Source organism: Pseudomonas entomophila, from assembly GCF_018417595.1.
Taxonomy (GTDB): Bacteria; Pseudomonadota; Gammaproteobacteria; order Pseudomonadales; family Pseudomonadaceae; genus Aquipseudomonas; species Aquipseudomonas entomophila_C.
Map to the genome: position 1 here is coordinate 3142880 of NZ_CP070982.1, position 22471 is coordinate 3165350.

General features: G+C 63.6%; 21 protein-coding genes and 2 pseudogenes. 16 read left to right on the forward strand and 7 right to left on the reverse strand.

From position 1 onward, the window contains the following. Positions 1-66 precede the first annotated feature (66 nt). Together JYG34_RS13945 and JYG34_RS13950 are read left to right on the forward strand one after the other, a co-directional pair. The gene (locus JYG34_RS13945; protein WP_213656994.1) at positions 67-1332 is read left to right on the forward strand and encodes a carbohydrate porin; all 1266 of its coding nucleotides are present in this window, start codon (positions 67-69) and stop codon (positions 1330-1332) included. Positions 1333-1535: 203 nt separating this feature from the next. Continuing rightward, positions 1536-2927 carry an APC family permease gene (locus tag JYG34_RS13950; protein WP_213656995.1) on the forward strand — a complete coding sequence of 464 codons (1392 nt, stop codon included), beginning with the start codon at positions 1536-1538 and terminating at the stop codon, positions 2925-2927. A gap of 4 nt (positions 2928-2931) precedes the next feature. Here the strand turns inward: JYG34_RS13950 and JYG34_RS13955 are convergent, their stop codons facing one another. After that, complete coding sequence (locus JYG34_RS13955) at positions 2932-3684, reverse strand: methyltransferase domain-containing protein (RefSeq protein ID WP_213656996.1); 753 nt, start codon at positions 3682-3684, stop codon at positions 2932-2934. A gap of 105 nt (positions 3685-3789) precedes the next feature. On the opposite strand from JYG34_RS13955, the gene JYG34_RS13960 reads away from it, so the two are divergent. Beyond that, complete coding sequence (locus JYG34_RS13960) at positions 3790-4461, forward strand: class I SAM-dependent methyltransferase (protein ID WP_213656997.1); 672 nt, start codon at positions 3790-3792, stop codon at positions 4459-4461. Between the two features lie 58 nt (positions 4462-4519). Here the strand turns inward: JYG34_RS13960 and JYG34_RS13965 are convergent, their stop codons facing one another. Continuing rightward, positions 4520-5428 (reverse strand): hypothetical protein, encoded by a 909-nt coding sequence (locus JYG34_RS13965; RefSeq protein WP_213656998.1) that lies wholly within the window; start codon positions 5426-5428, stop codon positions 4520-4522. A gap of 1474 nt (positions 5429-6902) precedes the next feature. On the opposite strand from JYG34_RS13965, the gene JYG34_RS13970 reads away from it, so the two are divergent. After that, positions 6903-8555 (forward strand): RHS repeat-associated core domain-containing protein, encoded by a 1653-nt coding sequence (locus JYG34_RS13970; RefSeq protein WP_213656999.1) that lies wholly within the window; start codon positions 6903-6905, stop codon positions 8553-8555. Between the two features lie 93 nt (positions 8556-8648). Here the strand turns inward: JYG34_RS13970 and JYG34_RS13975 are convergent. Beyond that, a pseudogene (locus JYG34_RS13975) lies at positions 8649-8742 on the reverse strand (IS5/IS1182 family transposase); the annotation flags it as partial. Positions 8743-8893: 151 nt separating this feature from the next. Between JYG34_RS13975 and JYG34_RS13980 the strand changes: the two are divergent. The 3 genes from JYG34_RS13980 (at position 8894) to JYG34_RS13990 (ending at position 11830) form a co-directional block, all read left to right on the forward strand. Beyond that, the gene (locus JYG34_RS13980) at positions 8894-9730 is read left to right on the forward strand and encodes a bifunctional allantoicase/(S)-ureidoglycine aminohydrolase (protein WP_011534088.1); all 837 of its coding nucleotides are present in this window, start codon (positions 8894-8896) and stop codon (positions 9728-9730) included. Positions 9731-9853: 123 nt separating this feature from the next. Then, on the forward strand, positions 9854-10453 hold the full coding sequence (locus tag JYG34_RS13985; RefSeq protein WP_213657000.1) for an START domain-containing protein: 600 nt from the start codon (positions 9854-9856) through the stop codon (positions 10451-10453). Positions 10454-10660: 207 nt separating this feature from the next. Next, complete coding sequence (locus JYG34_RS13990; protein WP_213657001.1) at positions 10661-11830, forward strand: MFS transporter; 1170 nt, start codon at positions 10661-10663, stop codon at positions 11828-11830. On the opposite strand, the gene JYG34_RS13995 is transcribed toward JYG34_RS13990, so the two are convergent. Then, positions 11789-12838 (reverse strand): alpha/beta hydrolase family protein, encoded by a 1050-nt coding sequence (locus JYG34_RS13995; RefSeq protein WP_213657002.1) that lies wholly within the window; start codon positions 12836-12838, stop codon positions 11789-11791. The two genes, JYG34_RS13990 and JYG34_RS13995, sit on opposite strands and share 42 nt — an antisense overlap. A 136-nt stretch (positions 12839-12974) precedes the next feature. Continuing rightward, positions 12975-13586, reverse strand: coding sequence for an FMN-dependent NADH-azoreductase (locus tag JYG34_RS14000; RefSeq protein ID WP_213657003.1), 612 nt, complete (start codon positions 13584-13586; stop codon positions 12975-12977). Positions 13587-13719: 133 nt separating this feature from the next. On the opposite strand from JYG34_RS14000, the gene JYG34_RS14005 reads away from it, so the two are divergent. After that, positions 13720-14622 carry a LysR substrate-binding domain-containing protein gene (locus JYG34_RS14005; protein ID WP_213657004.1) on the forward strand — a complete coding sequence of 301 codons (903 nt, stop codon included), beginning with the start codon at positions 13720-13722 and terminating at the stop codon, positions 14620-14622. Further along, positions 14615-14974 (forward strand): MmcQ/YjbR family DNA-binding protein, encoded by a 360-nt coding sequence (locus tag JYG34_RS14010; RefSeq protein WP_213657005.1) that lies wholly within the window; start codon positions 14615-14617, stop codon positions 14972-14974. The genes JYG34_RS14005 and JYG34_RS14010 overlap by 8 nt, the downstream gene beginning before the upstream one ends. 103 nt (positions 14975-15077) lie before the next feature. Here JYG34_RS14010 and JYG34_RS14015 read toward each other — a convergent pair whose 3' ends face one another. Both JYG34_RS14015 and JYG34_RS14020 read right to left on the reverse strand, forming a co-directional pair. Beyond that, complete coding sequence (locus JYG34_RS14015; protein ID WP_213661190.1) at positions 15078-15479, reverse strand: DUF1294 domain-containing protein; 402 nt, start codon at positions 15477-15479, stop codon at positions 15078-15080. After that, positions 15479-16309 carry an undecaprenyl-diphosphate phosphatase gene (locus JYG34_RS14020; RefSeq protein ID WP_213657006.1) on the reverse strand — a complete coding sequence of 277 codons (831 nt, stop codon included), beginning with the start codon at positions 16307-16309 and terminating at the stop codon, positions 15479-15481. The genes JYG34_RS14015 and JYG34_RS14020 overlap by 1 nt, the downstream gene beginning before the upstream one ends. A gap of 388 nt (positions 16310-16697) precedes the next feature. On the opposite strand from JYG34_RS14020, the pseudogene JYG34_RS26675 reads away from it, so the two are divergent. The 7 genes and pseudogenes from JYG34_RS26675 to JYG34_RS14050 form a co-directional block, all read left to right on the forward strand. Further along, positions 16698-17369: pseudogene (locus JYG34_RS26675) on the forward strand (cache domain-containing protein); the annotation flags it as partial. 138 nt (positions 17370-17507) lie between these two features. After that, complete coding sequence (locus tag JYG34_RS26680) at positions 17508-18242, forward strand: methyl-accepting chemotaxis protein (RefSeq protein WP_434011726.1); 735 nt, start codon at positions 17508-17510, stop codon at positions 18240-18242. Positions 18243-18452: 210 nt separating this feature from the next. Beyond that, the gene (gene pnuC, locus JYG34_RS14030) at positions 18453-19019 is read left to right on the forward strand and encodes a nicotinamide riboside transporter PnuC (RefSeq protein ID WP_213657008.1); all 567 of its coding nucleotides are present in this window, start codon (positions 18453-18455) and stop codon (positions 19017-19019) included. Beyond that, positions 19016-19567 (forward strand): AAA family ATPase, encoded by a 552-nt coding sequence (locus JYG34_RS14035; RefSeq protein ID WP_213657009.1) that lies wholly within the window; start codon positions 19016-19018, stop codon positions 19565-19567. The genes pnuC and JYG34_RS14035 overlap by 4 nt, the downstream gene beginning before the upstream one ends. A gap of 294 nt (positions 19568-19861) precedes the next feature. Further along, positions 19862-20302: a hypothetical protein gene (locus tag JYG34_RS14040; protein ID WP_213657010.1), complete on the forward strand. Its 441-nt coding sequence runs from the start codon at positions 19862-19864 to the stop codon at positions 20300-20302. A gap of 1 nt (position 20303) precedes the next feature. After that, positions 20304-20876 carry an adhesin gene (locus JYG34_RS14045; RefSeq protein WP_213657011.1) on the forward strand — a complete coding sequence of 191 codons (573 nt, stop codon included), beginning with the start codon at positions 20304-20306 and terminating at the stop codon, positions 20874-20876. 52 nt (positions 20877-20928) lie between these two features. Beyond that, positions 20929-22413 carry a heme utilization protein gene (locus JYG34_RS14050; RefSeq protein ID WP_213657012.1) on the forward strand — a complete coding sequence of 495 codons (1485 nt, stop codon included), beginning with the start codon at positions 20929-20931 and terminating at the stop codon, positions 22411-22413. Positions 22414-22471 lie beyond the last annotated feature (58 nt).

A 22471-nucleotide genomic window follows, 5' to 3' on the forward strand; every position in this document is an offset into this window, starting at 1 on the left:
TCCCCGTTCGCCGGCATGCCGGCGAACCACCTCCGCAGCCATCCGCATTATCCAGGACTTCCCGCAATGCCCCGTGCAATCCCCATCACCCCCGCCCTGCTGCTGGCCCTGGCCAGCAGCACCGCCCTCGCCGACGCCAACCTGCTCGCTCGCGACACCCTGACCGGCGACTGGGGCGGCCTGCGTCATCAGCTCGAAGCAGACGGTGTCAAGTTCACCGGCGACTACAGCGGTGAAACCGCCTACAACACCCGCGGCGGCCTGCACCGTTCGGCGCGCTACTCGCAGAACCTCAAGCTTGGGGTGCAGTTGGACCTGTCGAAGCTCTACGGCCTGGGCAACGGCGGCAAAGTCCAGCTGACCGTCAACGACCGCCGTGGCAACAGTGCCTCGCAAGACCTGGTGGGCAACCGCCTGCCGATCCAGGAGAACTATGGCGGTCTCTACACCCGCCTCACCGAACTCAGCTACGAGCGTAATCTCACCCCCACACTCAACGTGAAGCTCGGCTACATGGCCATGGGCAACGACGTTGGTGGGCTGGACAGCGGCATCCTGTGCAACTTCATGAACGCCGGTTTCTGCGGCCACCCACTGAACATGTCCGGCGGCAGCGGCTGGACCAACTACCCCAACGCGCACCTCGGCGCACGGGTGAAATACGACCTGTCTCCCGCCTGGCAACTGCGCGTCGCGGCGTTCAACGTCGACCCCGAAAGCAACGGCAACTCAAGCCGTGCCTGGCATCTGGGGCCGAAACACACCACCGGCACCGTGGTGCCCGTGGAGCTGGTGTACAAACTTCAGGGTGACCTGCCGGGCGAATACAAGCTGGGGTACTACTACGACAGCTCGAACGTGAAACGCATCGGCAGCACCCAGGAAGTCGCCGGGCGTGGCGGGCATTACCTGCTGGTCGACCAGGCCGTGTGGAACGACCCGGCGTCGCCAGGGCGCAGCCTGCATGCCTTCGGCCAGTACTCGGCATCGAGCAAGGCCGCCTCGCCGTTCACCCAGTGGTATGGCGCGGGCGTGGTGCTGTACAAGCCATGCGAAAGCAGGCCGCGCGACACCTTGGCGCTAGGTTATGGCCGCGCCGTGCCCAATCCGCGTAGTCGTGATGTGCTGGAAGCAACCGCGTTCGATGCCGGGCAGGACGTCCCCAACCTGGACAGTGCCGAACAGTTGATAGAACTGAGCTACGGCTACCAGGCCACGCCCTGGCTGAACCTGCGCCCGGATGTGCAGTACATCGTCGAGCCGGGGGCGTTTTCCGGCAAGGATATCGACAATGCCCTCGTGGTGGGGCTGCAGGTCAAGGCCATCTTCTGACGCCCTGTAGGCGCCAGCTTTGCTGGCGAATGGCATTGTGCGATTTCGCTACAGGTGCTCTCCCCGGTTCGCCAGCAAGGCTGGCGCCTACAGCCTTGCACCAGCTTTTTGCTCTGCACCGACCACATTTTTACTAATTTCCCCACCCCTGCCCCTGTTCCACTATCTGACGCAACTACAACAACAACGAACGGGGAACTCTCATGAGTGCAAGTACATCCGTGCCTGCCAGCGTGCAGCACGATCAAGCCGGCTTTCGCCGGGTCCTGGGGCTCGGATCGCTGCTGGCGGTGGCAGTCGGCCTGGTCGTGTCGCAAGGGGTGATGGTGATGATGCTCCAGGGCGTCGGTGCCGCCGGCCTGGGCTTCATCGTACCGCTGGGGCTGGCCTACCTGCTGGCCCTGAGCTACGCCTGTTCGTTCTCCGAGCTGGCCCTGCTGGTGCCGCGCGCTGGCAGCCTGTCGAGCTACACCGAGGTCGCCCTCGGGCACTTCCCGGCCATCCTCGCCACCTTCTCCGGCTACGTGGTGGTGGCGATGTTCGCCCTCTCGGCCGAACTTCTGCTCCTGGACCTCATCATCGGCAAGGTCTACCCCGGCGTTTTTCCCCAGTACAGCGTGGCATTTGGCGTACTGGCCGTGTTCACCCTGCTCAACCTCATGGGTATCGACATCTTCGCCAAGTTGCAGAGCGCCATGGCGGTGGTGATGGTCGTGGTGCTGCTGATTCTCGGTGTCGCCGCGATCAGTGAAGGCCACGCCGAGGGCGCCACCACCACCCTGCTGCAAGGTGACTGGAACCCCATGGGCGCCGGCGTGCTGGCCTTGACCGCCATGGCCGTGTGGGGGTTCGTCGGCGCCGAGTTCGTCTGCTCGCTGGTGGAAGAAACCCGCAAGCCCGAACGCAATATCCCGCGCTCGATGATGATCGGCCTGACCGTGATCTTCGCCACCATCGGCCTGTACGGCCTGGGCGCGCTGTTCCTGGTGCCACGCGAGGCATTGGCCAGCGATGCGCTGCCGCATTACCTGTTCGCCACCACCGTGTTCGGCAAGACCGGCGAAGTATTCCTGGTGATCGCCGCGGTGACCGCCACCTGCAGCACCCTGAACACCTCCCTGGCCGCCATCCCGCGGATGCTCTACGGCATGGCCTGCAATGGCCAGGCCTTCCCGCAGTTCAAACGGCTCAGCCCGCGTGCGCGCACACCGTGGGTGGCGGTACTGTTCGTCGCGGCGATCACCGGTCTGCCGATCCTGCTGATGGGCCAGGACGCTGCGGCGATCAACCTGTTGCTGCTGTCGGCCGCCCTGGCCTGGCTGCTGGCCTACATCATCGTCCACCTGGATGTGATCGCCCTGCGCCAGCGCTACCCGCACCTGGCGCGCCCGTTCCGCACGCCGTTCTATCCGCTGCCGCAGTTGTTCGGCATCGGCGGCATGCTGTATGCGATCTGGAATGCCTCGCCCAGCCCGGACATGAGCCTGAAGATCTTCGGCACGGCGGGCGTGGTGCTGGCGGTGGTGTCGCTGATTGCGGTGGTGTGGATCAAGGTGGTGATGAAGAAACCACTGCTGCGACCTGAACCGCTGTAGAGCGTCAACGCTTGCGTCCGATCACGCCGAACGCCACGTCACCGATATAAATGGCCGACGTCGCCTGGCGCTCGGCATCCAGACGGGCCTGCAACGTCTCGATGCCGACCTGCCTGGCCGTCGCCACGCCCAGGGCGACGATCCGTGGCAGGCAGGCGCGGACGATATCGCCCAAGGCGTAGGGTTGATCGGGTGCCTGTACCAGCAACTCGGCGCGCAGGTCCTCGACGGCAAGCCCCGCCTCACTGAACAGGCGCTGCAGGTTGAAACCGATGTGCAGGTCCGCCCCTTCGAGCGCGAGCATGCGTTGCAGCCATTGTTGAGCCTTGCGGTGCAGCGGGAACGGTTCGAGGCAGACAGGTGCCAGCGTTGCATCGTGTTCCTGGAACACCATCACCCCGCCCGGCAGCAGATGCCGGGCCAATGCACGCAAGGCCCTCACCCCCTCCGCCTGGTACATCAGTACCCGACGACCAACAATGGCGTCGAACAACCCGAGGCTATCCGGCAGCGCGTACAGATCACACGTGATGAACATCGGTGTCGCAGCGCCTGCGGGCGCTTCGCGCTGGCTGGCACAGGCGAGCGCCTCGACCTGCTGGTCGACCCCGACCACCGCGCCGTCTCGCCCCACGAGCCTGGCCAGCAGCCAGGTCACATCGCCCTTGCCACAGCCCACATCGAGTACCCGCATGCCTGGGCCGATCTCGGCATCGAGCAGCAGCCGGGTGGTGAAATCCGTTGTCGAAAGTGCCATGCGCCGCTCCTTCGCGAAGGAGCGCCAGTGTGCCGAGCAAAGGCTCACAGGCACAAGGGCGAATCTGCTCTATCCTCAACCCACCCCAACCTGGCGGCCCCGACTATGACCACCTCCGACAACACCCTGCTACCCAGCTGGCGGCTCAATGCAGCCGCCTGGATCGATGCCGTGCGCTCCGGCGCCATCGAATCACGCCGGCAGGTCACCGACCAGGCAATCCTCGTTGCGCTGCTCGCACGTCAGCCGGGCCGTGTCCTCGACCTGGGCTGCGGCGAAGGCTGGCTGCTGCGGGCCCTGGCTGATCGCGGGGTGGAAGCTGTCGGGGTGGATGGCGCAGCGACACTCGTCGACGCCGCCCGGGTGGCGGGTTCGCCAAGCGTGCACCTGGCCAGCTATGCGCAATTGGCCAAGGGCGAAGTTGACATTGGCCGCGACTATGACCTGATCTGCGCCAACTTCGCCCTGCTGCAGCAAGACATCATTCCCCTGCTCACGGCGCTGCATGGCTTGCTCAAGCCCGGTGGCAGCCTGCTGATCCAGACCCTTCACCCCTGGGCCGTGGCAGGCGACGATTACCAGGATGGCTGGCGGGAGGAGTCATTCACTGGCCTTGCAGGTGATTGGGAACCGATGCCCTGGTATTTCCGCACGTTGTCCAGCTGGTTGAAGGCACTGGAAATGGCAGGGTTCAGCCTGGTCGAGCTGCAGGAGCCACAGCACCCACAAAGCCCGGTGCCGCAGTCCCTGCTACTGGTGGCCCAGCACCTGCCTTGAGCGCGCCACCTGCCCCTGTAGAAGCCAGCCTTGCTGGCGAACCGCCCGACCGCAAGGCTCAGGCCTCTGGCTCACCGTTGCCACTTTCAACCTCGGCCGTGTTTTGCGAAACGGATGGACTCAATCGCAACACACGATCACGCCCCCCCTCGGCCAGCAAGTAGCCACCTTGTCCGTCGGGCACGATGGCCTGGGGCGCCTTCAGGTAGCTCAACACCACATGCCGCGAACCATCACTATCGATGCGTAGCAGCCGCGCACGGTGGGTGGAGTCCTCGCTGATCCACAGACCTCTCTGGTCACACAGCAGGAAGGTGGGGTTGCGCAAACCCTCGACCACCACCGGGTCGTTTCCGTCCGCGCTGAGCGCACGGATCTTGCCGGTGGCCTTCTCGGTGTACAGCAGGCGCCCGTCGGCGCAGCGTGTCAGGCCTTCGGTCTCGGTCAGGCCGGCGCGCAGCACATCAAGCTGGCCGCTGCGCCAGTCGTAGCGCATCAACCGCCCGTCACCCTTGCGGTCTTCGATGGCATAGAGGTAATCGCCATCGTTGAACAGGCCCTGGACATTGTTACCGTCGAACAGTGTCGAGACCTGGCCATTGCGCGACAGGCTGACCGGCGCCCCACCCACTTCCTGGCTGAACGCCCAGCCGCCGTCAACCGCCACCATGCCATCCGGCTTGGACAGGCCCTCGAGAACCACCACGCGCTCACCGGTGGCGCTGATCTGCAGGATGCTGCCCTTGCCGCCATTGAGCTCACGGCTGACCAGCAGGCTACCGTCGGCCAGGGGTAACAACGAGGCGGCGCGCGTCACCGAGTTGTGCAGCACCTGCACCTCCCAGCCGTTGGCGGCCTGTACCGGGTAGAAACTCTGCCAGGCAAAGAAGCCCAAGGTACTGGCCACCAGGCCAGCCGTGGTGGCCAGGGCCAGGCGGACAGCTCGCCTGCGCAGGATTTGCGTCATCGAATCGACTCCTTCGAAGAGCTGGTGATCCTAGCAAGGTGATGTGAAAAATTTGTCGAAGAGACTGGGTGTCATGACCCGGCATTAATGGACAACCTTGTTCGTTGGCAGGTCGGCTCTTGCAGGGGGATGTATCGACTAACCTTATAGGTCTGCCGCCATCACAGCGGCAGGAGCAAGGAGACCAGGATGAAAACCCCAGATCACTCACTGCATCACAGAACACCAACGGTGGCAGTTCGCGACAACCGCGGCCTGGCCGTGCGCCAGGTCGTCTACCAGCGCCATCCGTATACCCCCGCTGACATCGATGAGCGCATCACCCGCCACCGGTTCGATGCGTTCGGCCATCCCGTCGAAAGCATCGACCCTCGCCTGCCCGCCCCCAACTTCACCTATCAGCTGTCCTTGGCCGGTGAAATGCTGTGCACTGACACTGTCGACGCTGGCCGCGCCCTCGCGCTGAACGATATCGCCGGACGCCCGCTGATGCACCTCAGCGCCAATGACGTCATTCGCTATCACCACTACGAACCGGCGCCACTCGCGGGGCGGCCGTTGACAGTCACTGAAGGCCCACTCGCCGAAACACCTCGCGTCGCCGAGCGCTTCGTCTGGGCCGGCACCGACCAGGCCAGCAAGAACCATAACCTGGCGGGCCTGCCTGTCCGTCATTACGATACCGCCGGCCGTCTTGGCACCGACAGCGTCGCTCTGACCGGCCTGCCGCTGGCATCGACACGCCAGTTGCTCGCCACCGACGACGAAGCCGATTGGCAAGGGGCGGACGAAACGGCATGGGAACGGCTGCTGGCACCGGAGGCCTACACCACTCAGGGCCGCTTCGACGCCAACGGCACCTTGCTCGAACAGACCGACGCCCGCGGGCACCGGCAGCGTCTGGCCTACGATATCGCCGGGCAACTGACCGGCAGTTGGCTCACCGTCAACGGTGGCACCGAGCAAGCCATTCTCGTGTCCATCGAGTACTCGGCCGCTGGCCAGAAACTGCGCGAAGAACATGGCAACGGCGTGGTCACCACGTTCACCTACGAACCCCGCACCCAGCGCCTCGTCCACATCCTGGCGGTGCGGCCAACCGATGCCAAGCGCCTGCAAGACCTGCGCTACGCCTACGACCCGGTGGGCAATGTGATCCACCTGCACAATGACGCGGAGGCGACACGCTTCTACCGCAACCAGAAAGTCGACCCCGAGCACCACTACACCTACGACACCCTGTACCAACTGGCCAGCGCCACTGGCCGCGAACTGCGCGACATTGCCAAGCAACACCAGAAAAATCGCCCGATCACCCTCCCGCCCATCTCCACCGACGGCACCCTCGTCAACTATGTGCGCCACTACCACTATGACCGTGGCGGCAACCTGACCCACCTCAAGCACAACCCACAAGACCCGCCCAACGGATATACGATCGAACTGACGGGTCTCCGACCGCAGCAACCGCGCCGTGGCCAAGGAGGTGACGGAAGACCCGGCACAGGTCGATGCGTACTTCGACGCGGCGGGCAATCAATGCCAGTTGCAGGCGGCCCAGCTGCTGGAGTGGACCAGCCGGGGCGAGTTGGCGCGGGCCGTGCTGATCGCCCGTAACAGCCTGGCGGCCGATGAAGAGACCTACCGCTACGATGCCCGCAGCCAGCGAGTCGTCAAGCGTCGCACGGACCTGACCTCCGCAACCGTGCGCCACAGCCACGTGCTCTACCTGCCGGGGCTGGAACTACGCACCCAATACAGCGGCACGACCAAGGAATCGTCGCGGCACGAAATCATCGTCGGTGCCGCTGGCAGCGCCCAGGTGCGAGTGCTGCACTGGGAAACCGGCCTGCCCCCCGGCATGGGCAACGATTCGATCCGCTACAGCTATACCGACCTGATCGGCAGCGTCGGGCTGGAGCTGGACAAAGACGCAAACCTCATCAGCCAGGAGGAGTACTACCCCTACGGCGAGACGGCGGTGTGGCTGCCGCACAACACTGTGGAAGCGAAGTACAAGACCGTGCGCTATTCCGGCAAGGAGCGGGATGCGACGGGGCTGTATTACTACGGGTATCGCTATTACCAGCCTTGGTTGGGGCGTTGGTTGAGTGCGGACCCGGCAGGGACGGTGGACGGGCTGAATCTATACCGCATGGTCGGAAACAACCCAATAACATCCAAGGACTTGCTTGGGCTGGCAGACGACAAGGAATCGGATGAAAAAGCCCTGCAACTCCGCGCCATGGACAAATTGATGCGCACCACTCGGTTAGCAGCAAGCAGAGAGGACGTAATGAATGTATTCAATGCCATTGTGGGGGCACGAAACATTATCCAAAACGCCGAGTACGAGCTGAATGACTTCATCCGCTCCAAGCGTAAGCATATCGCCTTCGGCATTATTGAAAACGCGGCCACAGCCGCAGTCTCGTCCATCTTGTCTTTTTTGGTTTCGGTGCCGGCTCTAATAATTGGGGGCGTGCCTGCTGCTGTGACAGCACGCACAGTCACTGGCTTGGCCGTTAACGTCGCCATACCGCCCCCTGCAATAACCCCGGACCTGAACACTGCAGAAAACATACAAACCAAATCGAAGGGCTTCAGAGCGCTAATCGGAACCAAGGTGGAAAGTTTCATCACCAAGGAAAATATCGCAGACATAGGAGCAGATTACATGACAAACAGGGCTATGGACCTTGTCGTACAAGTGGCTGACCAGGCTGTACCGGCTCCCGCCATATCAATAAGCACTCTAAAAAATATCGCTCTCGATGCCAGCAAAGCAGGAGCGCTTACGAAAGAGGACCTCCTTGAGCAGGCGAGAAAAAGCTTGGATAAAACAAGAAATGTACTGGAGAGCATCAACGATGAATTTACAACCGCATTCGAAAACCTCGGAAAACCAGTGACCAAAATTAACGGGACGTGGGAGGTGGTCAGCGCGGACGGCCCTGAGCATGCGTCAGACATAGGCATTGAAACAACCAAGCGCCTGATGCCATATATTCTTACACGTTCAGAATATACAGACCAATTCAACCGGACCATGGCACGCTTGGGCGAATTAGGAAAAACGCTCAATCGCCTTGAGCAACGCCAGTTGAATAGCCACAAAAAGCACTAGTGTCCTGTCTCGGAAATACGTTCTCTTTTGGCGAGTGGCTTGGGTGTTCGGCCAAGGCGCCGCCGAAAGTGAACAGCTTATTTCCGAGACAAGGTAATGACGTAGACACCGCCGCCAGCAAGCCAGAGCGGCCATCGCCCGAAGCTTGCAGTAGCGTGCCCAGGCGGCGGTGCTCCTTCAGCCCACCCGGTTCAGAAATTCAAAAATCAAATACCGGGTATTTCAACATTTAATTTGTAGATGCCACGAGCGGGCTCTTATGCTGTCCACGCCTCCCCTGCACGCACCGGCCGGTGTGGAGAAAGGCATGGGGAGAGAACAACAAGTCGAGACCGTTCATGTCGAAACCTTCCTACTTCGCCCCCCACGGTGGGCACCCGGCTCAAACCGAGCTGCTGACTGACCGTGCCATGTTCACCGAAGCCTATGCCGTCATCCCCAAGGGCGTGATGCGTGACATCGTCACCAGCCACCTGCCGTTCTGGGACAAGATGCGCATGTGGGTCATCGCCCGCCCGCTGACCGGTTTCGCCGAAACCTTCTCCCAGTACATCGTCGAAGTCGCTCCCGAAGGCGGCAGCGAGCGCCCTGAGCTGGACCCGAACGCCGAAGCGGTGCTGTTCGTGGTCGAAGGCCAGATCGACATCACCGTCGAAGGCAAGCACCACACCCTGGTACCGGGCGGCTACGCCTTCCTCGCCCCCGGCGCCGACTGGAGCCTGCGCAACAACAGCAAGGCCAACGTCACCTTCCATTGGCTGCGCAAGCACTACCAGAAAGTCGAAGGCTTGCCGGTACCCGAGTCGTTCGTCACCCACCGCGACAACGCCACTGTCATCGAAATGCCAGGCACCGAGGGCCGCTGGGTCACCACCCGTTTCGTCGACATGGCCGACATGCGCCACGACATGCACGTCAATATCGTGACCTTCCAGCCAGGCGGCGTGATTCCGTTCGCCGAAACCCACGTCATGGAGCACGGCCTTTATGTTCTGGAAGGCAAGGCGGTGTACCGCCTGAACCAGGACTGGGTCGAGGTCGAGGCCGGTGACTTCATGTGGCTGCGCGCCTTCTGCCCGCAGGCCTGCTACTCCGGTGGCCCGGGCCCGTTCAGCTACCTGCTGTACAAGGACGTCAACCGCCACGTGCACCTGACGCTCAACCCGCAGCGCTGATCCTCTTCGCCGGCAAGCCGTCTCCCGCAGGAGCCGGCTTGCCGGCGAGCCTCTCCCCGTGGCAACCCACCCACTTGCCGCGCATACTGGCCACTCATCCCCTCCCCCCGCGCGGTACCGGCCATGAACCGCTCCCCCCTGCTCGCCGCCTTGCTGCTGTCAGCCACCGCCCTGGCCGCCGATACCTGGAACCTGGCCTACGACCGTGAAGGCATCCGTGTCTACCTGAGTGCCGTCGCCGCATCGCCCTACCAGCAGTTCCGGGGTGTCAGTACCATGAAGGCCAGCATACGCACCCTCACCGACCTGCAGGAGAACCTGCGGGTGGCCTGCAAATGGCTGTATGCCTGCGACCAGATGCGCCTGCTCGATGTCGAAGGTGACAGCACCTGGGTCTACCTGACCACCAACCTACCGTGGCCGACCCTGCCACGGGACATCGTGCTGAAAGTGCGCACCGAGCGCCTGGACAACGGTTCGCTGGTACGCCATCTGAGCGCCGAGCCTGGCAGGCTGCCCGAACAACCGGGCCTGATCCGCGTGCGTCATCTGCGGGGCGAATGGGTCATGAAGCCTCTGGGTGAACGCCTGACCGAGGTGACCTACGAACTGCAGGCCGACCCGGCGGGTGATGTCCCGGGCTGGCTGGCCAATCGGTTCGTGGTCGACGCCCCGGTCGTCACGCTCAGAACGCTCAGGGCCGTTGCCGAACGGCAGCCCTGACATCTCGGGGCAGTCCATTCTGTAGAAGCGGCTTCAGCCGTGAATCAGGCGACCTGGTGCCTGGCACCGGCTGCACTGGTGTTCGCCAGCAAGGCTGGCTCCTGCAGGGCGCGGATGTTACACGGGTTATTCGTTAGCCTGCTTCCTTTTTCTCTACGCAGCGGCCATCATGGCGCCACGCCCCACCGCCTGCCCGCGAACGAGCCCATGACCGCGCAACAGCCCACCTCCGGCATCACGCTGCAGATTCTCGCCATCGTCTTCTATACCTTCATTGCCTTCCTCTGCATCGGCCTGCCGATCGCAGTGCTGCCTGGCCATGTGCATGACCAACTGGGTTTCGGTGCGGTCGTCGCCGGCCTGACCATCGGCCTGCAGTACCTCGCCACCCTGGTCAGCCGCCCATTCGCCGGCCGGGTCGCCGACACCCTGGGCGGCAAGCGGGCCATTCGCTATGGGTTGTACGGCATCGCCGGTTGCGGCGTGCTGACGTCGCTCTCGGCCTGGGCCCTAGCCTTGCCCTGGGTGAGCTTGGTGCTGTTGTTGGCCGGGCGCTTGCTGCTGGGCGTCGCCCAGGGGCTGATCGGCGTCGCTACCTTGAGCTGGGGAATCGGCCAAGTGGGGCCTGAACATACCGCACGGGTGATCTCGTGGAATGGCATTGCCTCGTATGGCGCCATCGCCATCGGCGCACCGGCAGGCGTGCTGCTGGTGGGCAGCCTGGATTTCGCGGTGCTGGGGGCGGTCCTGCTGGCGCTGGCGTCGGTGGCCCTGCTGGTGCTGCGCACCCGCCCTGAAGCCCAGGTGCTCCGCGGCGAGCGCTTGCCATTCTGGTCGGCATTCGGCCGGGTTGCGCCTTGCGGTCTGGGGCTGACCCTGGCTTCGATCGGCTACGGCACCCTCACTACGTTCATCACGCTCTACTACCTCGAGCGTGGCTGGGTTGGCGCAGCCTGGTGCCTCAGCGCGTTCGGTCTGTGCTTCATCCTGTCGCGGCTACTGTTCGTCAATGCGGTCAACCGCTTCGGTGGCTACAACGTGGCGGTCACCTGCATGACCACCGAAGTGCTGGGGTTGACCTTGTTGTGGTTGGCGCCCTCGCCGCTGTGGGCGATGCTGGGTGCCGGGCTGACCGGGTTCGGGCTGTCGCTGGTGTACCCCGCCCTGGGTGTGGAGGCGATCCGACAAGTCCCCAGCAGCAGCCGAGGCGCCGGGCTTGGCGCCTACGCGGTGTTCTTCGACCTGGCCCTGGCCATCGCGGGCCCATTGATGGGAGCGGTTGCCGTGCACCTAGGGTACGCCTCGATCTTCGCGGTCGCCGCCCTGCTGGCGCTGTCAGGGGTGGCCCTGACCCTGCTGCTGGCCCGTCGCGGCTGAGCGCTCGGCCGGCTCCGGAGCGCCCAGCGCCTGGCTGAAGAACACCGTGGTCTCGCTGCGCAGCGAGCGATGAATATGGCGGCGGTCGACGCCGTCGGCGTCCTTGCACAGCGCGGGCATGCGCAGGTGCTGGTCATCATCGCAGGGAGCCATGAACACGAAATGCCCGGCACCGGCGAGCAAACGGTAGTCCGGCGTGACCGGTAACTTGCGCGCCAGCGCATCGGCATTGTGCTCGAGCGCCAGCAACTGGTCGTTGTCACCGCTGTAGATCAGCGCGGGCACGTGCACGCTCGCCAGGGCATGACGACCGAACATCAGGCTCAACGGCGCCATCAGCATCACCGCCCCTACGCGCGGGTCGGCCCGTGGAGCCAGCTCGCTGTGGTCGGCGATCAGCACGCCGTGGGTCTTGCAGGCATCGGCATCCGTGGGGCGCTCCTGGCAGTAGCGGCGCAGGCGCTCCAGGTCGGGCCGGGCGCCCGACAGGATCAAGGCCGTTTCACCGCCTGCGGAATAACCGATCACGCCAACCTTGCCATCGTTCAGATAAGGTGCCAGCAGCTTGTCCGTACGCACCGCCGTGATAGCGGCGCTGATCTGCAAGGGGCGACCGTAGAGATTGCTGAGGGTACCCAGCCGGCTATGGTCGCGGCCGTTGTCACCGGGGTGGACCACCGCCACCACCACGAACCCCTGCCGTGCCAGGCCATTGGCAAGGTCATGCAGGGCCATCGGGCTGCCAGCGTTGCCGTGGGAGATGACCAGCAAGGGAAACTGCCCCATGGCCACCGGTGCTTCTTCTGCGACCCGGGTTTGATACCCTTCGATACGCACGGGACGTGCTTCGCCGCTGGATGGGTAGAACACCAGCGCCTGCATGGGCCGGGCATCCACCGGGTCAGTCAGGCTGAGCCGATGCAACCCGGCTACCCACGGCGCCGCGTCGGCCTGGGCCATCAGGCTGCCGAACAGCACACAGGTGATCAAGGTGAGGAATCTATTCATGCGCAGGCGCTCCCACGCCCGCATGGCGGACGTACTCGCCAGCTTAGAACCGGTTTCACCCACCCTGCATGAAAAAAGCATGAAAAAAAGCCGACCGGCACCTTGCGGCGACGATCGGCTTTTTTCGCCAGGTCGATCAGGCCGCGGCGAAGAGCTCGCCAGCGATCTGCGCCTGGGCGGCGTCGATGGCCTTGGCGCGCTGCTCCGGGCCATAAGCCAAGCCGTGCGCACGAACGATCTCCAGGTCGGTGATCCCGATGAAGCCAAGGAACACTTTAAGGAAGTCTTCGTGACCGACACCGGTCGGTTGGCCGTGGTGCAGGCCACCAGCAGTGGAAACCAGGATCACCTTCTTGTCACCGCACAGGCCTTCAGGGCCGGCTTCGGTATAGCGGAAGGTCTTGCCAGCGACGGCGACGCGATCGATCCATGCCTTGAGCTGGGTCGGCACGGTGAAGTTGTACATCGGCGCACCGATCACCACCGCGTCGGCGGCCAGAAACTCTTCCAGGGTTTCGGCGCTGAGCTTGGCTTCATGGGCCTGGGCGGCATCACGTACTTCCTCGGGGGTGCCGGCGGCCACCAGGGTGGCGGCGGAGAAGTGGCTGATCGCGTCGGCGGCCAGGTCACGGTAGACCACCTCAATGCCAGGCTCGGCGGCTTTCCAGGCCTCGACCACTTCACGGCTCAGCTGACGGGAGGCGGAATTGTCGCCCAGGATGCTCGAATCGATATGCAACAGTTTCATGGGACTCTCCTGTGAAAGAAGACCGCGGCGGTGGGCGATCACGATGGGGAGAATCCTATCGATACACCGAATGACTGATAAGATGGCAAAAATGCGTTAGATTGTTCCACTGATGGAACAATTGGATTGTCATATGCAAGACCTCAACGACCTCTTCTACTTCGCGCGAGTGGTTGAAGCCGGTGGTTTCGCCGCCGCCGGGCGCCAGCTGGGCATCCCGAAATCGCGCCTTTCGCGGCGCATCGCCGAGCTGGAGGAGCGCCTGGGCACGCGCCTGCTGCAACGCACCACGCGGCAACTCAAGCTCACGGCGGTGGGCGAGCGTTACCTGCACCATTGCCAGGCCATGTTGCTGGAAGCAGAAATGGCCGACGAAGTGGTGGCCAGCATGTCCAGCGAGCCCCGTGGCCGGTTACGAGTGTCTTGCCCGGTGGCCCTGGCCCATGCCTTCCTGCCGGACGTGATCAGCCGCTTTCTCGCCCAATACCAGCTGGTGCAACTGGACATGGTGCTGCTCAATCGTCGAGTGGACCTGATCTCGGAAGGCATTGACGTGGCGCTGCGGGTGCGTGACCTGGGCGATGAAGACCCGGCCCTGGTCACCCGTCGCCTGCGCCAGGCACAGATGCAACTGGTGGCCGCGCCGGGCTTCGCCGATCACATCCGCGAACCGTCCGAACTGGCGTCGCTACCCGTGCTGGGTGCGGCTGAGGCCGACCGCCTGGTGCATTTCCGCTTGTTCGGCCCCAACGGGCGCCAGGAGGATGTCGCCCTGGAGCCCCGCCTGGCCATCGACGACTTTGTCGTGCGCAACGCAGCGGTGCGCGCGGGCCTGGGCTTCACCGCGCTGCCGAGCATGTTCTGCGAGCAAGAGCTGGAACGCGGCGAGCTGGTTCGCCTGTTGCCGGACTGGTCACTGCCGGGCGGCTACCTGCAAGCGGTCTACCCGCACCGGCGTGGATTACTGCCTGCGGTCAGGGTGTGGATCGACCACCTGGCCGCCTCGTTCGAAGCCTGTGGAGAGCGTTATGTCTGAGAAAAGGATGACCGAAGAACAAGTCGCGGCGTATTGCCTGGGCCTGCCTGGGGCACAGGAAGACTATAAGTGGGGCGGGATCCGGGTGTTCTCGGTGGCGGGCAACAAGATGTTCGCGATACAGGGGCTCAACGGTGACGGGCTGGCGTTCAAGGTTGCCGACGAGCTGTTCCTGGGTTACTGCGATCGCCCGGGCATAAGCCCGGCTCCCTATCTGGCGAGGGCCAAGTGGATCAGCATGGCGCGCCCCTACCCCATGGGCCGCGAGGAGCTCAGCGACCTGCTGCGCCGCTCGCACCAACTGGTGGTGCGGCGGCTACCCAAGCGCCTGCAGGTGGGGATGTTGCTGTAGGGGCCGGCTTGCCGGCGAACACCGGTATAGCCGGTGCCATCGTCCGCGTCGTCTGGTTCGCCGGCAAGGCCGGCGCCTACAGGGAACACGCCAAGCCTGGGCATTACACCAGGCGCCCCAACCAGCGCCCATCCAGCAGCAGATGGTCGGCCCAGAACACCTGGTGCAATAACACGATGCCCCAGAACACAGCCTGATACGACACCTTCCGGGTCTTGTGCCGGAACAGCTGCTGCGCCAGCAGTGCCCCCGGCCAGCCACCCAGAAGCTCGCTCGCATGCAGCACCTTTTCCGGGGTTCGCCAGGCCTGGGTACGCGCCTGCTGCTTGTCCTGCCAGTACAGCAGCAGGCTGACCAGGCTCACCGCCGGATACAATGCCAAAGGTACCCAGGACTGGCCACTCAAGCCCATCTTGAGGCTGCCCAGCACCGGCAACAGGCATAACCCAGCCAGTACCAGTAGCTTCAGGCGTGCATTGCGCACGCCTTCCTGCCCGCGCGCCATCAGCCGTGCGCCGTCGACCAGTCGACCCAACCGAACTCCCAGGTTGCCAGGATCAGCAGGCCAAAGGCGATCCGGTACCAGGCGAACACCGCGTAGCTGTGGTTGGCGATGAACTTGAGTAGCCCACGCACGGCGATCATGGCGAAGATGAACGACACCACGAAGCCCAGGGCAAACACCGGCAGATCACCCGGTTGGAACAGTTCGCGGTACTTGTAGCCCGAATAGACCGCCGCCCCGACCATGGTCGGCATGGCCAGGAAGAACGAAAACTCGGTGGCGGCCTTGCGCGACAAACCGAACAGCAGGCCACCAATGATGGTCGAGCCGGAACGCGAGGTCCCCGGGATCATCGCCAGGCACTGGACGAAACCGATCTTCAACGCGTGGTGCCAGCTCATCTCGTCGACATGGTCGACCTCGATGCGGTGCTGACGACGCTCCGCCCACAGCATGATCACCCCGCCGACCACCAGGGCCGCCGCCACGGTGATGGGGTTGAACAGGTATTCATGGATCAGGTCGGCGAACAGCACACCCAGCACCACCGCCGGCAAGAAGGCGATCAGCAAGTTGGCGGTGAACCGCCGGGCAGGTGCCTGGGTGGGTAGCCCCAGCACCACATCGAAGATCTTGCGGCGGAACTCCCATACCACGGCGAGGATGGCGCCGAGCTGGATGATGATGTTGAACGCCATGGCGCGCTCACCACCAAAGTTGATCAAGTCAGCGACGATGATCTGGTGCCCGGTACTTGAAATCGGCAGGAACTCCGTCAGGCCCTCGACCACGCCCAAGATGATTGCCTGCAAGGCACTCCAAAAATCCATCATTCCCCCAGTGGAGCGCTGCCGGTGGCAGGCCCCTTGTTTTTGATTTGCATGTGCGTGCCATGGAAGGCGAGGCTGTTTTACAGCGACAGGTGGTCGCAAAGCCAGCTGAAACGTTCAGTGGACTAAAGGTTTCATCTGGCACGGCCGAAATCCTAGCAGAGCGCCCCTTTGAAGGCTTGCATTACCTGCAACACGGATTCTCTCGGCGGGCACTTAGCCGTTGGTCGAGTAGGGCCTGCCGGCAAAGCATGCTTGGATGCCTTGGATAAAAAGAAAAACACCGGAGTAATGCACCATGAAGACCCTGAGGTCGATGTCGATCAGCCGCCGCCTGTGGCTGATCCTGCTGGTCGCCGTGGCCATGCTGGTGGTACTGGGGCTTTTGATGCTGCGCCAGATCCATGGCGACCTGTATCAGGCCAAGGCCGAGAAAACCCGCCACGTGGTCCAGACCGCCGCCGGCGTGCTGGCCTATTACCAAGGCCTGGAGGCCGCCGGCACGCTCAGCCGCGAGGCGGCGCAGCAACAGGCGCTTACCGTGGTACGTGGCCTGCGCTACGACCAGAACGATTATTTCTGGATCAACGACCTGACCCCGCGGATGGTCATGCACCCGGCCAACCCCAAGCTCGATGGCCAGGACCTCTCCGCCATCCGCGATCCCGACGGCTTCGCCGTGTTCAACGAGATGGTCGCCCTCGCCCGCAGCCAGGGCGCCGGGCCGGTCGATTACCGCTGGCCCAAGCCAGGGGCCAGCGAGCCCGTGGCCAAGACCTCCTATATCCAGTTGTTCAAGCCCTGGGGCTGGATCATCGGTTCGGGCGTCTATGTCGACGATGTGCAGGCTGAATTCGGTCGCCAGTTGCGCGACGCCTCGCTGGTGGGCCTGGGCATCGCCCTGCTGATGACCCTGCTGGTGGTGCTCATCGCCCGCAGCATTGCCCAACCGCTACAGGAGGCGGTGCAGGCCATGGGCAACATCGCCAGCGGCGAGAGCGACCTGACCCGCCGCCTGGATACCCACGGCCGCGACGAGATCACTCACTTGGGTGAGCACTTCAATCGCTTCAACGGCAAGTTGCAGGGCGTGATCGGTCAGTTGCAAGGCGCCGCCCACGCCCTGGCCGAGTCGGCCAGCCACGTCGGCGACAATGCCGGCTCCGCCCAGGCCCGCAGTGCCCAGCAGTCGCTGCAGATGGACCAGGTGGCCACGGCTGTCAACGAGGTCACCTACGCCGTGCACGATGTGGCCAAGCATGCCGAGCAAGCCGCCAGCGAGATGCGCAACGCCCAGCAGCAGGTCGATCACGGCCAGCAGGCAATCCACGGCAGCCTGCAGCAGATCGACCGGCTCTCGGCGACCATCGACCAGGCGGTCCAGGTCATCCGCGAACTGGCCAGCCACAGCACGAAGATCGGTGGTGTGCTCGAAGTGATTCGTTCGATCGCCGAGCAGACCAACCTGCTCGCCCTCAACGCGGCCATCGAGGCGGCCCGGGCCGGCGAACAAGGCCGCGGCTTCGCCGTGGTCGCCGACGAGGTGCGCCTGCTGGCCCAGCGTACCGCGCAGTCGACCGCCGAGATCCAGACCATGATCGAGCACCTGCAGGGGCAGTCGGAGGCGGCGGTGAAGGCCATCGACACCAGCAGTGAAGCCTCGCGCCAGACGGTCGAGCAGGCTCGCGAAGCGGGCACCAGCCTCGACGCCATCAGCCAGGCCCTGGGCAACCTGGGCGCGCTGAACGCCTCCATTGCCAGCGCCACCCTGCAGCAATCGCACGTGGTAGAGGAAATCAATCGCAACGTGACCGAAACCGCCGACCTGTCGCAACAGACCGCCGAGGCGGCGCGCCAGTCCAGCGATGCCGGTGCCGCACTGGCGCGGTTGAGCGAAGAGCTGGAGCAGTTGCTGCGCCAGTTCAGGGTTTAGACAATCCCGTACTACCGCGAAGCGGGCACCGGCCTTGCCGGTGTTCGCCGGCAAGGCCGGCTCCTACAGGGATCGCGCAAGGCTTGGGTCTGGCGTGGCCTGGGGGGGAGCGGGCTCACCTGCGAAGCACTTGCCACCGACGCTTGTGGCTTGAAGCTTGTGGCTTGAAGCTTGTAGCATCCCGCCCTCTCCTCTCTCCAAGGAACGCCGATGTCCGGCCTCGAACTCTTCGCCGCCGCGCTTGGCGTCATCGCCGTCTGGCTTACCGTCAAGCAAAACCCCTGGTGCTGGCCCATCGGCCTGGTGATGGTGGTGCTCTACAGCTGGATCTTCTATGAGGTGAAGCTGTATTCGGACATGCTCCTGCAACTGGTCTACGCGGTATTGCAACTCTACGGATGGTGGCAGTGGACCCGCCCCGACCGCGTCGAGGATGCCCGCCAGGTTTCCAGCCTCGGGCTTGCGCAGGTCTTCGGCGGGCTGGGTGTGGGCCTGCTGGGCAGCCTGCTGCTGGGTGCGGCCATGGCCCACTGGACCGATGCCGCGCAACCCTGGCTAGACGCTGCTTTGACAGGCTTCAGCCTGGTGGCGCAGTTGTGGATGGCGCAGAAGCGCCTGCAGTGCTGGGCGTTGTGGGTGGTGGTGGATGTGATCTTCGTCGGCCTGTTCCTGTACAAGGGCCTGTACCTCACCGCAGCCTTGTACGCCCTGTTCACCCTCATCGCCGTACGCGGCTGGCTGGAGTGGCGCCGTGACCCGGCGCTGGCCGGCGCATGAAGGTCCTGGTGCTGTGTGGCCCTGAGTCCAGCGGCAAGAGCTGGCTCAGTGGCGAGATCCAGGCGCACTTCGGCGGCGAGCTGGTCGGCGAATACGTTCGCCACTTCATCGACGAGCAAGGCCGCGATACCTGTTACGCCGACATTCCCGCCATCGCCCGCGGCCAGCTGGCCTGGGAGGACAACGCCCGCGCCCATCGGCCAGAACTGTTGATTCTCGATACCCACCTGTTGAGCAACCTGCTGTGGAGCCGGGCGCTGTTCGGCGACTGTCCGGCCTGGATCGAGCAGGCGCTGCTCGAGCGCCGCTATGACCTGCACCTGCTGCTCGACCCGGTGGGCGTCGACTGGGTGGGCGATGGCCAGCGTTGCCAGCCCGAGCTGAGCCAGCGCCAGGTGTTTTTCGACGACAGCCTTTATTGGTTGCAACGCCACCAGCAACCTCACCAGGTCATAGGCGGTGATTGGCCACGCCGCAGCGCAGCGGCCTTGAGCGCCGTGCAACGCCTGCTCGATGGGAAAACACCGGATTGCGCCACCGAGTGTTAAGTCGCTGACACACCCCGTGCACCTAAGTGCCCGTCACTGGGCGTCGCTCGTCCGCTCGGGGTTGAAGTGTCACGCCGGTGAAACAGCCCCGCAAGCCCGTTTGAGGGGGTAAACACTCCTCCAGGCTCGAATTACCCGAGCGTCTGTCTCAACGCTGATACAGCGGATTCCTGGCACCCTCACCTTTCCCACGCAACCCGTTGATTTTCATGAATTAACAAAAACCGGCACACCTTCTGCTTTCTTCCCGGCAACGCTGAGCAGGGCCAGCGACCTGAAGAAGGAATTGCCATCGTGAGGACACCGAAAAAAGGCATCAACAGCCTCCTGCTGGTCGGTTGCGCACTGGCCTGCGGCGTGAGCGTGCCCGTATACGCCGACAACGGCATCATCGTCATCACCCGCGATGTGCAACCGCGCATTGCCACCACCCGCCCCATGGCCCCCGACCCCTACCCGACCACCGCCAACGCCAACCCGTCCGCGCACATCCTCACCCAGACCAACGAGTTGAGTGATGGTGACTTTGCCAGCATCAGCAGCGGCTCGGGCATCAGTTCCCTGATCACCCAGCAGACCAACAACCTGGGCGGCAACATCAGCACCCAGAGCCAGTTGCCCAACCTGGCCGGAGGGCGCGGCGCCGGGTCCGGCGGCAACGGCATCTCCAACATGGTCAACTCCGGCGTGCAAAAGGGCATGGGCGCGCTGAATATCCTGACCGGGGGCCAGTAACATGAAACACACCGTGTTGATTCTGGCCGCGCTGTGCAGTGCGTCGGCTTTTGCCCAGGGCCCAGTGGTCAACAACGCCAACATCGACAACTCCGCTGCGCAGTACCAGGGCAACGTCGGTGTCAACCAGGCCGCCGGCGACCAGCAGCAACAAGCCAATGCCAGGGCATTCGCCATTGGCCATGACGCCAATGCCAGCACCCAGATCCGCCAGCGGCTGCGCAGCCAGGTCGACCCCGCAGTCGACGCCCAGGCCAACATCAAGGGTGATTCGTTCAGCCACGGCAGTGGCGCACTGGGTGTCAACCAGGGCGCGGGTGCCGCCAACCAGCAAGCCAACGCACTGCGCATCAGCATCAGTGCCCAGCCGCAAAGCATCGACGACAGCGTCCTTCTGCAACAGAACGTGGCGCTGATCAACAGCTCCGATCCGACTGACCTCGCACCCGGCCATCGCCAAGTCACTACCAGTGACCAGGCATTCACCGGTAGCCGTGGGGTGGTTCAGTTGAATCAGAGCGCCGGGGTGGGGAACCAGACGGCTAACACCCTGAGCGTACGGGTCGCCAATTGACCCAAACAGGTAAGAACAACACTTAACCTAAAATAAAGTACGGAGAATCACCATGAAACCCTCGATGGCACTCAAGCCTCTGGTTTTCGCAATTGCTGCGGTCATGGCTGTTGCTGTACAAGCTGGGCAGAATGATCGGCGTGGTCACCACCACGGTCACTATGACCCACCTCCAACCAAGGTGAGCGTCACCGCCACTGCAAAGGCGACTGACGTGCAAAGAAGTACCAACAACAAGATCAAGAACGAAGGCACCCTCAACAATGCCGAGATGAGCAGCTCCGCCGCAGGCGCCAGCGGCAACGTCGGTGTCAACGTGGCGGCCGGTAACGGCAACCAACAAGACAACGCCGCCGCCATCGCCAACGCCGGCTCCGATCTCGGTGACCGGGACAACGCCTTCGTCTTCGGCAATGCCACTGCAACCGCCAAGGTCGACCAGACCAGCAGCAACAACAAGGTCTACAACTGGTCTACCCAGAACTCCGCCGTCATGAGTGGTTCGGCTGATGGCAGCAGCGGCAACGTGGGTGTCAACATTGCCGGTGGTGATCTCAACCAGCAGAAAAACACCATGGCCATTGCCAACAGCAACGCGCCATTGGGTAATGCGACCGCCACTGCCTCCGCCAACCAGAATGGCCCTGGCCTGACAGTGGAAAACAACGCCGACCGCACCTACCGTGTGGACACGCTGACCTTCACCACCACGAAGAGCGGTTCGTCCTCGCGTAGCGGTTCGTTCGACGCCAGTGTCGACAAGAGCTCCAGCTCCAGCTTCAGCGTAGCGGGCAACAGCAGCAGCAGCGCCAGTGGCTCCCATAGCAGCAGCTCGAGCGGTTCGAGCAGCAGCCACGCCAGCGGCTCCCACAGCAGCAGCGCCAGCGGCTCCAACAACTGGGATGCCAATGGCTCCAGCAGCTGGAATGCCAGTGGCTCGGCCAGCCGCGACCACAGCTCGTCGTCTAGCGCTTCGCTGAACGCCTCGCTCGACGCCAGCGCTTCGGGCAGTGCTTCTTCGTCGGAAACCGCCGGCCGCTTCACCCGCTCTCGCAGCGCCGAGTTCGATGCCTCGCTCAACGCGTCGATCGACGCGTCGATCGACAAGTCGCACCAGTCGTCGAGCAACTCGTCCTATGACAAGTCCCGTGACTCGTCGTTCGACAAGTCGTTCAGCTCTTCGTATGACCGCAGCCGTGACTCGTCCTATGACAAGTCTCGCGATTCTTCGTACGAAAAAGCTCACGAATCGGCATGGGAAAAAGCCAGCGCTTCGGCCTTCGAGAAATCCGGCGAGAAAGCCTCGCAGTCTTCGGACAGCATTTCGAAGAGCTACAACGAAGCTAGCGACTTCTCGCTTAGCAACTCCGTCTCGTTCCAAGTGCTGACCCCGACCGGCTGGGCCAACCCTGTGACCAACACTGCAACCCTGAGCGGTTCGGTGAATGGTGGCAGCGGCAACCTGGGCGTCAACGTGGCAGCCGGTGTGGGCAACCAGCAGAGCAACTCGCTGGCCATCTCCAACACCTCGATGTAACAGCCGTGGCCTGGAGGCCCCCTTCGGGGGGCCTTCTTCACGAGGGAACCAGGGGGGA

Excerpts from the sequence above, each read along its gene's own strand:
- JYG34_RS13945 (WP_213656994.1), top strand. The coding sequence starts at position 67 with ATGCCCCGTGCAATCCCCATCACCCCCGCCCTGCTGCTGGCCCTGGCC.
- JYG34_RS13950 (WP_213656995.1), top strand. The coding sequence starts at position 1,536 with ATGAGTGCAAGTACATCCGTGCCTGCCAGCGTGCAGCACGATCAAGCC.
- JYG34_RS13955 (WP_213656996.1), bottom strand. The coding sequence starts at position 3,684 with ATGGCACTTTCGACAACGGATTTCACCACCCGGCTGCTGCTCGATGCC.
- JYG34_RS13960 (WP_213656997.1), top strand. The coding sequence starts at position 3,790 with ATGACCACCTCCGACAACACCCTGCTACCCAGCTGGCGGCTCAATGCA.
- JYG34_RS13965 (WP_213656998.1), bottom strand. The coding sequence starts at position 5,428 with ATGACGCAAATCCTGCGCAGGCGAGCTGTCCGCCTGGCCCTGGCCACC.
- JYG34_RS13980 (WP_011534088.1), top strand. The coding sequence starts at position 8,894 with ATGTCGAAACCTTCCTACTTCGCCCCCCACGGTGGGCACCCGGCTCAA.
- JYG34_RS13985 (WP_213657000.1), top strand. The coding sequence starts at position 9,854 with ATGAACCGCTCCCCCCTGCTCGCCGCCTTGCTGCTGTCAGCCACCGCC.
- JYG34_RS13990 (WP_213657001.1), top strand. The coding sequence starts at position 10,661 with ATGACCGCGCAACAGCCCACCTCCGGCATCACGCTGCAGATTCTCGCC.
- JYG34_RS13995 (WP_213657002.1), bottom strand. The coding sequence starts at position 12,838 with ATGAATAGATTCCTCACCTTGATCACCTGTGTGCTGTTCGGCAGCCTG.
- JYG34_RS14000 (WP_213657003.1), bottom strand. The coding sequence starts at position 13,586 with ATGAAACTGTTGCATATCGATTCGAGCATCCTGGGCGACAATTCCGCC.
- JYG34_RS14005 (WP_213657004.1), top strand. The coding sequence starts at position 13,720 with ATGCAAGACCTCAACGACCTCTTCTACTTCGCGCGAGTGGTTGAAGCC.
- JYG34_RS14010 (WP_213657005.1), top strand. The coding sequence starts at position 14,615 with ATGTCTGAGAAAAGGATGACCGAAGAACAAGTCGCGGCGTATTGCCTG.
- JYG34_RS14015 (WP_213661190.1), bottom strand. The coding sequence starts at position 15,479 with ATGGCGCGCGGGCAGGAAGGCGTGCGCAATGCACGCCTGAAGCTACTG.
- JYG34_RS14020 (WP_213657006.1), bottom strand. The coding sequence starts at position 16,309 with ATGGATTTTTGGAGTGCCTTGCAGGCAATCATCTTGGGCGTGGTCGAG.
- JYG34_RS26680 (WP_434011726.1), top strand. The coding sequence starts at position 17,508 with ATGGACCAGGTGGCCACGGCTGTCAACGAGGTCACCTACGCCGTGCAC.
- pnuC (WP_213657008.1), top strand. The coding sequence starts at position 18,453 with ATGTCCGGCCTCGAACTCTTCGCCGCCGCGCTTGGCGTCATCGCCGTC.
- JYG34_RS14035 (WP_213657009.1), top strand. The coding sequence starts at position 19,016 with ATGAAGGTCCTGGTGCTGTGTGGCCCTGAGTCCAGCGGCAAGAGCTGG.
- JYG34_RS14045 (WP_213657011.1), top strand. The coding sequence starts at position 20,304 with ATGAAACACACCGTGTTGATTCTGGCCGCGCTGTGCAGTGCGTCGGCT.
- JYG34_RS14050 (WP_213657012.1), top strand. The coding sequence starts at position 20,929 with ATGAAACCCTCGATGGCACTCAAGCCTCTGGTTTTCGCAATTGCTGCG.